Raw genomic sequence first — 12,034 nt, forward strand, 5'->3', positions numbered from 1 at the left:
CTAAGCGGCCTAACTTGAGAACTCATGCAAAAAACAAGCTCATCTGAAAAATTCAGATGAGCTTGTTCGCATAAGCTAAAGATCAGGACCGGCCCCTAATCTCCTGTCGGAGGAACAGGACGTAAGAGATGGCGAAGCAGATCAGCGTGGCTGCGGTCAGTCCGGTAATTTGCGGCCAGACGAGCAGCAGGCTTTGACCAAACGGCAGCGGACTAGCGATGGCGCCGTACACCTGCTCCTGCGTGAGCGGTCCGAGATTGCGGATGGACGGCATCAGCAGAGTGCTCGTTGCCTCATTAAACAGGGTGTATGGCGACAGTCGGCCAAGCCAGAGCATCAGATTCTGATAGCTCATGACATCATGGGCCGTGGCTGAGGCAGAGTCCGGAGCCAATCCCCGTGCCAGCAATTGCAGGATCATATCAAAAAAGAAGCTGAAGAACAGCCAGACCGCAATGCTTGACAGGGCGGAAGTCGCCGGCTGGCGGAATCTTACGGAGAACATAATGGACAGATTCAGCCAGAAGCCGACGTAAAAAATGGTCACGACCAAAAAGCTGATGGTTCTCAAAAATTCCTCGAAGGTTGGCGGTATGCCGATAATCAGGGTGCCCAGCGCCATGGTCAGCAGCCCGAGCGTGATAAACATGATGCTGATCACGATCAGGGAAGCGGCGAACTTGGCATTGAGCAGGTCATCGCGGTGAATCGGCTGGGCCATGATTCGGCTGAGCGTCCCTTTGTTCCGTTCACTGTTGATGGCATCAAAGCCCATGCCGATTCCGAGCAATGGACCTAAGAAACCGACAAACCCGATGAAGGTCGGAAGGGTTCCGTCCGAGAGGGTGAACAGCTTCAGGATGACAAAATCATCGACTCCGTTCTCCGAGCCGAGAGCTTCCCGGATGCTGTTCATAGCCGTGTAAAGCGAAGCCACGCAGGTTAAGGCAATAATGCCCAGCAGTAAAATGAAGCGCCAGCTCCGGATATGGTCCGCGATCTCTTTGCGGACCAGCACGCCGAAAGCTGAAGGCGTGGTCGGTTTGGCGGATTCTACTGTCGCTGATTGACCGGGTGTGCTGGTACGCTTGGAAAATGTTTTTTTGATGTTTTCGGAGTAGGACTGCAGCCGGCGGCCAATGTCAGCCAGCTTATCCTGTACGCTCGGCGCTCTTCGCTCTGCCATGCTCATCACCTCCTGCAAAATAACGGTGGTAGATTTCGTCCAAACCATATTGCTGACGGTTCAGCGAGAACAGCTGGACACCTGCATTCACAACCGCTCGGGCAATTTCAGGGCTGCAATCCTTATCGGCCCGGATCAGAACCTTAGCTGGAAGGTCTCTGATCCGGGTGTCCGCATGCTCAGCCGGATCGCTTTCGACAGACGGAACCTCGATCAGGTGAACCCCTTCGATAGCGCTGATCTCATCCCGCAATTCGGGCCGCAGCTCATCCAGCTCCACCGTGATCATAATCGGATCATCGGCGAACAGGGTCCGGGACAGCCCCTCGACATCCCCTTCGGCGAGAAGCCGTCCCCGCACGAACAGGCCGACGCGGTCGCAGATCTGCTGAACCTGGTGCAGCTGGTGGGACGATAGCAGTACGGTAAGGCCCTGCTCACGGCTTAGCTTCCGTATCAAACGCAGCAGCTCCTCCATTCCTGTTGGATCGATGCCCAAAGTCGGTTCGTCCAGAATGATAATTTCCGGGGATTTCATCAAGACGTCCGCGAGTCCGAGCCGCTGTCGCATCCCGCGGGAATAGGCTCCCGTCTTCTTATGGGCTGCCTGCGTCAGCCCGACCTGCTCCAACAGCTCCAGTGCCCTTTCCCGGGCTTGGGAGTCGGGGATTCGATTCAGCCGGGCCGTTAGCATCAGGTTCTCCAACCCGGTTCGGTCTTCGTAAAAGCCGACGTCATCGGGCAGGTATCCGACCCGCCGCTTGACCGGGATCGGTTCTCTTGTCGGATTCAGGCCGAGCACGTTAATGGTTCCTGAATCCGGCTCGCTGAGTCCGAGCAGCATCAGGATCGTGGTTGACTTGCCCGCACCGTTCGGGCCGAGCAGACCGAAGATCTCGCCGCGTTTAATTTGGAGGGATAAACGGTCTACCGCCTTCGTTTCGTTGTAGCTCTTCGTCAATTCGCGAATGTCAATGACCGTATCCATCAAGGTTATCTCCTTCCGTATTTACGAATGAGAACATAGATGCCTCCCAGAATAGCAACAATGACAAGCACGCCGATCCAGCCCCACAGCATGGAGCCTTTGACGGCTACGCGGAATTGGGCGTCGGAGCTTGCTTCAGCTGCGGCAGCCTTCAGGCTGGTGACATAATCACCCGCAATGGCTTTGTCGCTTGACGTCAGTTTGGCCTCAACCGTTGTGGACTTGCCTGCAGGCAGATTTTCGATCGTTTTCGGATTGAAACTTACTTCCCAGTCCACCGGCGTATCGGAGCTAAGATTAATATCCGAGAGAGGTGCGGTCCCCGTATTCTTGACCAGCAGCTCAATGGTTTTGCTGCCGCCTGCATTGACGTTTGTACTGAGCAAACCGTTTGGAGTTGTAAGCTCCAGCCCATAAGATCCCGTAATGACGGCTTCCAGCGCAAGCTCGGAGGATGTCGATGAATTGGAGGCACGGATCGGAATGGAGAAGGAGCCCTCCGTCACTTCGGCAGGCGGTTTGATATCGACGGTGATAGATTGGCTTGCGCCCGCTTCGATTTCAACGGAGGATACCTGCTTGCCGCCTGAGGTGAATGTAACGTTCCAACCCGCCTGGGCATCGGCCTGGAGGGCATAGTTTTGTTTATTGGCGGTTCGGTTTTGCAGATTCACCGTGTAGGTAAACGTGGAATCGGCATGCCCCTCCAGATTGGCTTGATCGGTTGTGAGCTCGGTTTGATAGGTTCCTTTTTCCGTGATATCCACGGTTAAAGGCAGACTGGCGATGGATCCCGCCGTTACTTGAAACCGGTAGGAGCCTTTATCTACTTTGAGCGGTACGGTAACCTCCAAGGACACCGATTCCGATTCGCCCGGCTTCACGGACACTTCTTTCAGCTGCCAGCCTCCGCCGTTAAGCTTGGTGCTCCAGCCGCTCGGCAGGCTGTTGATTTGGAGCGGGACCGTAATGACGCCGCTCGTATTGTTTTTGACTTCAAGGGGATAATTGATGACTTCCCCCGGTGGAACGGAAATCGAGGTGTAAGGTGTGTACAAGGTGATTTCCCCGGCGGCGAACGCGGTATTTCCTCCACTTAACAAGTAAGTACCCAGGATGAACAAGAGCAGCAGGTTCAGCTGCTTGGCTCTCTTTTTAAGCAATTTCATGACACTACCCCTCCTAATTTATGGATTCATAATGAGTACGTTGGAAGCACCGGGTTTGGATTTATCGGAAAGATTAAAATTACCTAAAAAATTCATTAAAGGAAGCTGAAAAGTGCCCCGGTTTATTCAAAAGACAAGGAGCGTTTGCTAAAATATTGATCGAAAATGGCCGTGCGCAGGCAGGCCATCATGATGTGTGAGAGGAGAACAGGTTAGGGGGAGTTCGGGGATGAACGATCATTCTGCGATGTGGCTGGAGGAGATTGCAGAAGGTTCGGCCACAGCGTTCCGGCGCTTCTATGATACCCATGCCCGCCTGGTTTACCGGCTGGCTTTGCAGATGACCAAGGATCCGGCCGAGGCGGAGGAACTATGCCAGGATATCTTCATGGAAGTGCTGCATAAGGCGGGTCAGTATGATCCCGCACGCGGCAGCGTTGAGGCTTGGCTGGCCGTGAGAACACGGTGCAGGGCGATGGATCGGCTGCGCAAACGGCAGCGTATGGCTGAAGCCGAATGGATGGAAGAGGCTCTGCCGGAAACGGCATGGGGCGAAGGTCAGGAATCGGTAGAGCTGGCCGCCTTGCGCCGGGTGGAGCTGGAGCAGGTAAAGGAGGCGCTTCAGGGGATTCCGCCCCTCCAGAGGATGGCGGTTTACGGGAGTTATGTCGAGCAGCGGTCCCACCGGGAAATGGCCGAATTGTTAAACCGGCCTGTCGGAACCGTCAAATCTTTAATCCGGTACGGCATCCACAATGTCAGGCGGCGGCTGGATGCGATGAACGGGAAGGAAGGAGGGAGCTCGCAGCATGAAACATTCAAAGCAAGACCATGAGTTCCTCGCTCAAGACAACGTTGGCTGCTCGTTATACCCCGAGGAAAAGCTTGTTGATTACGTTATGAAGCGATTGCCGTACGCGGAGAGCATGAATATTGAGGGACATCTTAAGGAATGTGAGATTTGTTCCGGGACAGCGGCGGAATGGGCGAAGCTAATGGATACTGTAGAGCTCGTCATGCCTTCTTATCCTGTCGATGAACATGAGTCACAGCTGGATCGAGACTGTGCTCATGGGGATCCGTTCGTCAGATCGACACAGCCGGCAGGTGCGGGAATGGCCTTTGGTGAGTCAACGAATAAGAATAAATTCTTTGATGAACCTATGCCTCAAAGCCGGGTGCGCAGCAGGCTCATGCGGGCGGCTTATATACGGTCAATCCAGGGCCGACTTCGAATCAAAAAGCACGTTGTCCTGCAGGCGTTGTCGGGAGCGCTGCTCATTCTGTTGATTGCGGGTTTATTCATCATGAAGGGAAACGAGGGGCAGACTCATGCGGCCTTCGAACATGCGGTAAGTCAGCGCATTGCCGATATGCAAAGCGAGGATACCGAGCGGTATGTCATACAGCCGATGGAACCTTTCTACGGCAGCGGCTCAGTATGGTTAAAACGCGGCTCGGGAGAAATGCTGATCGTTGTCAATGGCCTGCATTCCTTGGAGGAGAAAGACTATCAGGTGTGGCTTCAGGATGAGGATCGGCTGTCGAGCGCGGGTTTTATGCTTGTTCAGGGCCCGCAGGGAAAGAGCTACTATTACGGTTACGGAGCAGAGAAAGCGAAACGGATTGTCGTCAGCATGGAACCCAAAGGGGGAAGTCGGACTCCGACAGGGCCCGAAGCCGTCCTGGTGAATATGGGGCCTTGATGCCCAGGTATACAGGTGAAATGCATGATCTGATCCAGGGGAACATCTTGTCCAAAAACAGGAAGTAAATGGAGGCGGTGAATACGGGATGTGGCGCGCGGATGCTTTGCTGGAGTCCATGTATAACGAAGCAATGGGACGGACGAAAGACAGGCAGATTTCCATGAGTGCTGAAGAGCGCAAAGGGCATTTGAAGCAGACGCTTCGACAATTGATCGGGGAATTCGAAGCCAATGAAGGGCACAGACCTGTACTGCTTGAACAGGAGCGGTGTGATGGATATATTCGGGAGAGGGTAGAGCTATCGGCCATACCTGGCGTGTCCTTTGCGGCATATGTATTAATTCCGGAAGGGAATCAGATGAAGCCGATGCCAGCAGCCGTCGCCGTTCATGGGCATGGCTATGGAAGCAGGGAGATTGTCGGGCTGAGGGAGGACGGATCAAGCGATCCCGATACATCTGGTATACATCGGCATTTTGCCGTCCAGTTGGTACGACGAGGCATGGTGGTGATCGCTCCGGATGTTGCCGGTTTCGGAGAGCGGCGCCTTGATGCGGATCTCGCGCGGAATCCGGATGCCCCGAACTCCTGCCACCGACTGTCCACCGGGCTCATGATGCATGGCAAGACACTCGCCGGTCTCCGCGTAGCTGAGACGCTAAAGGCATTGGAGTACATGGCCGAGCGTCCTGAGGTTCAGGCTGAACAAATCGGCATCATGGGTTTTTCGGGAGGCGGGCTAATCTCGTTTTTGAGCGCGGTGCTGGATGAACGAATACGGGCTGCCGTGCTTGCCGGATACCCTAATACTTTCAAGGACAGCATTATGGCGATGCAGCACTGTATATGCAATTACATCCCCGGCATTCTGAACCATGCCGAGCTGCCGGAATGGTTGGGACTGATCTGTCCCAGGCCCTTGTTTCTGGAGTCTGGAACCCATGATCGGATATTTCCGGCTACCGGCTTTGAAGCAGCAGCTCATGAGCTCAGAGAAATATATCGGCGCACCGGTGCGGAGGAGAGGCTGCGAACCGATCTGTTCCCCGGAGCACACGAAATTAGCGGCCGGTATTCGTACGACTGGTTGTTTGCACGATTAAGCAACCCGGACTTGTGAAGGCTGTCTATCCCTAGCCCCTGCTAATTAATATTACGTGTGACAGGCATCGCGCGTATGGACCGCAAAATATTATGGGGTGCAGCTAAAATGAAGAAAAAAGTGACTCCCCAATCACATCATCAGGAGTCACTTTTTTTATATCCTTAGCATGGTTGCGGCTTTAGCGTATTTTGTTTACTTCAAGCCAGCTTGCCAATCTTGAAGCAGCGAGTCAGCATCGGTATTCAATGCCGTTTTGGCTTGATCACTGACGTTACGCCCCATCGCCTCCTTGTTCAGGTGCTTGGTGAAATTCAGCATATGCTTGACGGCCTGATCCTGTCTTCCCTTATCCAGATGATGCTGTACCTGATTAAGTGCGTTGGTCAGCTGAGGAATGATCGCTCCGTGTACATCTCCTGAATCCACGAATCGGGCGATTAATTGTTTCATGGAATGCACGCTCGTGATGACTTGGAACCGGATTGTTTTCTGAAGCTTGTTACCGGATCGATCTTCAGTCGTAACGGTTGCCGTTATGTCGCCCAAATTCCCGGCCAGATCGATGTCGATGGCATCCTTGGTCAATGGATCCAGCGTATAGGCTTTGCCGTTGATGGTTATTTCGGCGAATTGAATGACGGAATTGTCCATGATTTTGAAGCTGAGGACCATATAATCCTCCAAGGCATCGCCATCTTCCAAGCTCTTGCCATTGGCGGTCAGAGAGAAGGAAGGAGAATTGGTAACCTCAATGTTGACGCCCTGTGAAACATTCCCGGACCGATCAACGGACCGGATGAAGAACGAGTAATCCTTGCCCGCCTCGATTCCCTGAATCACCGCTGTTTGAATTCCACGATTCACCTCGATGACGTCGCCGACCTGCTGTCCGTCGCTCCGCAGCGTAATTTGCACTTTTTGAGCATCGATATCATAGGGACCATCCCACGTCAGCGTGATGCTGCCTTCGCCGCGCTTCGCCTGAACATTCTCTACCTCCCCGGGAGCAATATGGTCCTCTTCAGGTATAGGAGGAGGTGGATTCTCTGTAAATACGGCCGGATCGCCAAAAGTGAATTTATCCAAGTTGTATAACCAGTCTCCGCCCTTAAAAGACAGGAATACAATATGTTTTCCCGTTACAGGGGCAGTTACTTCCGTTGAGAAAACTTTGAAATTCTGCCATCCGCCGGTCCCAGAGACGGTGGCTGTTGCAATAACCGGACCGCCCAGACTGTCCAGCCTGACCTCGATCGTTCCGCCGCTTGTGGCGCTGGCTGCGTTGACATGGAATTGCGTAGGGCTTTCGCTGCCAAAATCGATATAGTTGTACATGGCATAAGGGTTATTCGGACCAAACATCCCGGCCAGGTAAGTTTCCCCGCCGCCGGCTTCTCTGCCGAAGCCTACGCCGTTTGTATAGTTTTCGGCTTCCAGCTTGCCGGAAGCATCCCTTGCTTTTCCTTTCATGGTGGTAAAGGTGAACCACTCCAGGTTGAGAGGATAGTCGCTGCTGTTTGCTCCCTTGAAAACCAGGTATACGTCGTGAACGCCTACTGCCAAGCTGTCATCGATATTCGCCATGATATCGACCCAGTGATCCCAGCTTCCCAGCGCCGGAATTGGAACGACACCTGCGGTAGGTCCATCCAGACTGTCTAGTTTAACCTCAATTGTGCCGCCTTGATTGCCGCTTGCCACATGTACAGTGATGCCAGCAGCGCCAGATCCAAAATCAATTCCTTCATAAGAGGCATAGGCATTGTGATGGATTCCGTCCAAATACCCGAACTCGGCATGTTTACTAAGTCCTTCGCTGCTGTCATAATTTCCGGCCTTTAGTTTGGCATAAGCGTCAGTTTCCGTCGGATCCGTGGTTGTAAATTGAATCCAGTTTAAATTGAATAGATAATCGTCATTTGTCTTGGTGAAGACAAGATACAGATCATGGACGCCAGTAATGGTGCTTGGCGCTCCTTGGTCATCCTTAAGGAGGGTGACGGCATCGATATAATGATTCCAGTCGCCCGTTCCCTCTACGTTCAGCGTCCCGACTTTGGGGCCGTCCTTGGAATCAAGCCGGATCTCGATGTTACCCCCGCCCGTTCCGCTGGACGCTCTGGCAATGAAGCCGATCGCGCCCTCTGATCCGAAATCCACATTTTTGTAAGCGGCATAAGAGCCATGCTGGATCCCGCCTAATTGCAGCGAGCCTTCGAATGCCCCTTCCAGAACGAATCCGGTCCCGATATTGTAGCGTTCCGCTTCGATTTTCTCGAAGGGGTTTTTAACGGCATAACGAAGCTCCGCTTCCATTGGCTTGATCACGTTTAAAGCTTGAACGGCAGCGGCTGAGGACCAGGATTCATAGGTTCCGGACAGCAGCTGTCCCGCCCAGTTTCCATCCACGATATGATCCGAATTGCGGTGGCTCCAGGCCATCTCGACATTGAATGCAAGCCACTCGTCGAATTCAGCGCTGAAATCCGGGTATTGGCCGGTTTCATCCAGCGTCTTTTGCAGATGGGCCAGGTTTCGCATCAGGATCGTTTTGCCGCCTTTCAGATCTCCGTTGGGTCCTTCGTAATTCAGCACCCCGTTTGAATCCACCAGATGGTTTTTGGTGAATTTGGCGGCCTTGACCGCGTCATCGAGGTAAACGGCATTTCCGGTCGCTTTATACAATCCAACGGCCGACCCGATGTATGTACCCTGATTGTAGTGGGTAGCATCCGGAACCGCGCCATGCTCAATTTCGATCCGGTCGAACACTTTTCCGTTTCCGTCCGTCAGCATCGTTTTGCCCCATCTGAATATTTTGGTTGCCGCGTTCAGATAATGTTCATCTTCCGTAATATCATAAAGATAAAGTGCAGCTTGCGCCGCCGGGAAATTAATGCATGCATTTTTGGTATTATGCTCGCTGTTCAGCCACCAAATGCCGCCGCTTGCGAACTCTTCATCCCACTGCGTATCGTACACAAAATCGAAATGATCTCTGGCGGCCTCCAAATATCTAGGATTCCCGGTGATTTGATAGGCTCTGGCGCTTCCCATCGCCCACCACATAATATCGTCATTGAACGGATTATTCGTCCAATCTTGTCCGTACTTCGCAACGGTGCCGTCATAAACATCGTCGATCTGCGTTTTAAGCTCGGCTTTCAAGGCGGGATCGGATGTATGCTGATACGCATCCATGACCAATTCCCACAGCTCTGCTTCCACCCAGAAGTCCTGATGCTTTTCGCGCTTGGAGTCCTTCCAGAACATCTTGGCGTTCGGATCCCAGAATGTATCGTTAAATGCTCTCATCGCTGTATCCCCATCCGATGCGGTATAGGCGTGGGCCTTGGACGATCCGATGCCGGGCATGGAGCCGAGCATGAGAGCGATAGCCAGAGGCATCGCAAGAAACTTGAATAGTTTACCTGATCTGAGTGACATGAATGTTCCTCCTTTATTTTCAAATCGAAGCCGATCCGTTCCATCCATGATCGGCTTCATGAGTTTAGCGATACCCGGTTATTACCTACTTGCCGGTCGTAATCACTTTATTGATTTTTTCGGCCATCACATCCAGTTCGGTGATCGGGGCTTTGCCCATCAGAATGTTTTTCCATGATGCTTCGATGAACGGGTACGCTTTGCCTGCCCATGTCGACAGGAAGCGAACCGGCTGCGTATTCTGAGATTTCAGAATATGATCAAGGCCTTCGCCCACTTCAGGATGTCCGGCCGTTTTCAGCGCTTCGTAATAAGCAGCGGAAGAGGCTTGATAGGCTGCAGGAGCCACCGGCGTTGAAGGGAGGACTTCCTCGTACATTTTGGAATCCAGGTACTTGAGCACTTTCCAGACCGCTTCCGGATTTTTGAGCGTTGCCGGACTGGACCAGCCTACGGCGTCATAAATCTCGGTTTGGCTGTTTACGACCGGCATCGGGACGTAGCCCCATTCCAATTCTTTCGGAGCCGTACGGATCAAGTCATCGGCTACCCACTGCCCTTGGAGGGTCATCGGGACTTTACCTTGTTTGAATGAACTCATGGCATTGGTTAAATCAAAGGTAGGGGGATTCATATAGCCATTTGCAATGGCTGACTTATATTTCTCGACGCCTTCCCTGAACGGGTCGCTGATTTCCACCTTCGTTGGATTAATGATGGCATCAGCGAAGGGAGCGCCGCCGGCGGAAACCGAATAGAGAGAGACGTGGAAAGGGTCAAGAGGGGCGTAATAACCGAATTGCTGCACACCGCCCTGATTGCTTGAAAGTTTCTCCATCGCCGTGAAGAATTCATCGTAGGTCCAGCCGATTTTCGGTTCCGGGAGGCCTGCATCCTGGAATGATTTTTTATTGTAAAAAATGCCGTAGGTGTTCAAGAGGCCTGGCAATCCGACCAGCTTGCCTTCATAGTACCAGCTGTCTACCACGCCGTCGTAAAAGCCCTCCATGAACGCTTTGTCCTGTGCTGCAAGCTCCGTCCAGTCATAGAGAAGTCCTTTGCCAGCATTATCGAGCAGCATGTCGTTACCGGTCATGAAGATGTCAGGCGCTTTCTTCGCCGTGATCATTCCGTTAATCTTGACACCGTAATTGTCCAATGGAGTAGGGATGAGTTTCACTTTGATGTCGGGGTTTTCCTCTTCGAATTTTTTCATGGATGCCATGATTTTTTCGTTCATGGCCGCCGACTCCCAGGTAATCATCGTGACTTCGACGGGTTTCTTGGACCCGGTGTTATCTTCCCCGGATGGCGTGTTTCCGGGACTCGCCGGACTCGAGCTTCCGCTGCTGTTGCCGCCGCAAGCGGCTAGCAGACTTGAAAATAACAGTAAAGCGATGATTCCACTGGCCCACCTTCTAACACCCTGTCTCATTGAAAGACCTCCCCAATGGTAATTTAATGAACTGAAAAATGTTTTTTACTTCAGTCAAGCCAAAATCGGCATCACCTCCCATACGGTCGGAAGCTTTACTTCAATCCAGCGGAATTCATGGAGCCCAGCCCCTGCATAAAAAACTTCTGGCCAAAGAAGAAGAGCAGCAGCATCGGCAGAATATAAATTAAATCCGCGGCCATAAACAGGTTCCAGGCTGTCGCATAGGTGCCCGTATAGGTAGCCATCGCCAGCGACAACGTCCATTTGCTTGGGTCGATAATATAGAGCAGGGGTTCCAAATATTGATTCCACGCCCCTTGGAATGCAAAGATCACCATGGTCATGATGACCGGCATGGACATAGGCACCAGCACCTTGAGCAGAACATAAAGGTCCGATGCCCCGTCGATTTTGGCTGCCTCGTCAAATGAAACGGAGATCGTTCTGATATACTGGACAAACAGGAACGAGAACGTAGCGTTTCCAAAAAAGGCGGGCACGATGATTGGCAGCCAGGAATCGTACCAACCGATGCTGGTGTACAGGTTGAACATAGGAATCATGCCAACAAATCCGGGAAGCATGAGGCTCCCAACAAATAGCGAGAACCACAGTTTACGTCCCGGGAACTTCAGCCGCGCGAGACCGTATCCCACCAGCACCGAGCTTATAATCTGCCCGATCGTGCAGGTAATCGCGATAAACAGGGAGTTGCCAAACGTTTGCCAAAAATTGATTTCCTTCGTACCGGTTACAAAATTGGACCAGTGAAATTCCCGCGGAAACCATTCGGGCGGAATCTTGAACACGTCATTGTTGCTCTTCAGGGCAATCGTAACCATCCAGAAGAGGGGAAACAGCATCGCAACAGCCCCGATAGCCAATAGGATAAAACGAAAGGCGTCTATCCAGTTCAACCGTACTCTTCGCTTAACGCGTATGTCCGCTGCTTTCAGATTTCCTCGTTGTTTGGGCCGTACTTCCGTTTGCAT

General features: G+C 52.5%; 9 protein-coding genes. 3 read left to right on the plus strand and 6 right to left on the minus strand.

Annotated elements, in window-relative coordinates:
- Positions 1-82: 82 nt before the first annotated feature.
- The 3 genes from DP091_RS10530 to DP091_RS10540 are packed head-to-tail and all read right to left on the minus strand — an operon-like array spanning position 83 to position 3,343.
- Entirely contained in the window at positions 83-1,186 is a 1,104-nt protein-coding gene (locus DP091_RS10530; RefSeq protein WP_113058282.1) for an ABC transporter permease, read from the minus strand.
- A complete protein-coding gene (locus DP091_RS10535) occupies positions 1,152-2,174 on the minus strand; it encodes an ABC transporter ATP-binding protein (RefSeq protein ID WP_113058283.1) in 1,023 nt (340 codons plus the stop codon). The genes DP091_RS10530 and DP091_RS10535 overlap by 35 nt, the downstream gene beginning before the upstream one ends.
- Positions 2,175-2,179: 5 nt before the next feature.
- Complete coding sequence (locus DP091_RS10540) at positions 2,180-3,343, minus strand: COG1470 family protein (RefSeq protein ID WP_113058284.1); 1,164 nt, start codon at positions 3,341-3,343, stop codon at positions 2,180-2,182.
- 229 nt (positions 3,344-3,572) lie between these two features.
- Here DP091_RS10540 and DP091_RS10545 point away from each other — a divergent pair, with 229 nt between their 5' ends.
- The 3 genes from DP091_RS10545 to DP091_RS10555 all read left to right on the plus strand — a co-directional run bounded on the left by DP091_RS10545 (position 3,573) and on the right by DP091_RS10555 (position 6,172).
- Complete coding sequence (locus tag DP091_RS10545) at positions 3,573-4,178, plus strand: sigma-70 family RNA polymerase sigma factor (RefSeq protein WP_113058285.1); 606 nt, start codon at positions 3,573-3,575, stop codon at positions 4,176-4,178.
- Entirely contained in the window at positions 4,153-5,049 is an 897-nt protein-coding gene (locus tag DP091_RS10550; protein ID WP_113058286.1) for an anti-sigma factor, read from the plus strand. Before DP091_RS10545 ends, DP091_RS10550 begins: the two co-directional genes overlap by 26 nt.
- 88 nt (positions 5,050-5,137) lie before the next feature.
- The gene (locus tag DP091_RS10555; RefSeq protein WP_113058287.1) at positions 5,138-6,172 is read left to right on the plus strand and encodes a dienelactone hydrolase family protein; all 1,035 of its coding nucleotides are present in this window, start codon (positions 5,138-5,140) and stop codon (positions 6,170-6,172) included.
- Between the two features lie 177 nt (positions 6,173-6,349).
- Here the strand turns inward: DP091_RS10555 and DP091_RS10560 are convergent, their stop codons facing one another.
- The 3 genes from DP091_RS10560 to DP091_RS10570 form a co-directional block, all read right to left on the minus strand.
- Positions 6,350-9,604: a carbohydrate-binding protein gene (locus tag DP091_RS10560; protein ID WP_113058288.1), complete on the minus strand. Its 3,255-nt coding sequence runs from the start codon at positions 9,602-9,604 to the stop codon at positions 6,350-6,352.
- A gap of 85 nt (positions 9,605-9,689) precedes the next feature.
- Complete coding sequence (locus DP091_RS10565) at positions 9,690-11,039, minus strand: ABC transporter substrate-binding protein (RefSeq protein WP_113058289.1); 1,350 nt, start codon at positions 11,037-11,039, stop codon at positions 9,690-9,692.
- A 95-nt stretch (positions 11,040-11,134) separates the two neighbouring features.
- On the minus strand, positions 11,135-12,034 hold the full coding sequence (locus tag DP091_RS10570; RefSeq protein ID WP_113058290.1) for a carbohydrate ABC transporter permease: 900 nt from the start codon (positions 12,032-12,034) through the stop codon (positions 11,135-11,137).

The organism is Paenibacillus sp. MDMC362 (assembly GCF_003269305.1).
Taxonomy (GTDB): Bacteria; Bacillota; Bacilli; order Paenibacillales; family Paenibacillaceae; genus Paenibacillus_AQ.

Bases quoted from the DNA above. Each gene is read 5' to 3' on its own strand.
- DP091_RS10545 (WP_113058285.1), top strand. From the start codon at position 3,573: ATGAACGATCATTCTGCGATGTGGCTGGAGGAGATTGCAGAAGGTTCG.
- DP091_RS10530 (WP_113058282.1), bottom strand. From the start codon at position 1,186: ATGGCAGAGCGAAGAGCGCCGAGCGTACAGGATAAGCTGGCTGACATT.
- DP091_RS10550 (WP_113058286.1), top strand. From the start codon at position 4,153: ATGAAACATTCAAAGCAAGACCATGAGTTCCTCGCTCAAGACAACGTT.
- DP091_RS10555 (WP_113058287.1), top strand. From the start codon at position 5,138: ATGTGGCGCGCGGATGCTTTGCTGGAGTCCATGTATAACGAAGCAATG.
- DP091_RS10565 (WP_113058289.1), bottom strand. From the start codon at position 11,039: ATGAGACAGGGTGTTAGAAGGTGGGCCAGTGGAATCATCGCTTTACTG.
- DP091_RS10535 (WP_113058283.1), bottom strand. From the start codon at position 2,174: ATGGATACGGTCATTGACATTCGCGAATTGACGAAGAGCTACAACGAA.
- DP091_RS10560 (WP_113058288.1), bottom strand. From the start codon at position 9,604: ATGTCACTCAGATCAGGTAAACTATTCAAGTTTCTTGCGATGCCTCTG.
- DP091_RS10570 (WP_113058290.1), bottom strand. From the start codon at position 12,034: ATGCAAACGGAAGTACGGCCCAAACAACGAGGAAATCTGAAAGCAGCG.
- DP091_RS10540 (WP_113058284.1), bottom strand. From the start codon at position 3,343: ATGAAATTGCTTAAAAAGAGAGCCAAGCAGCTGAACCTGCTGCTCTTG.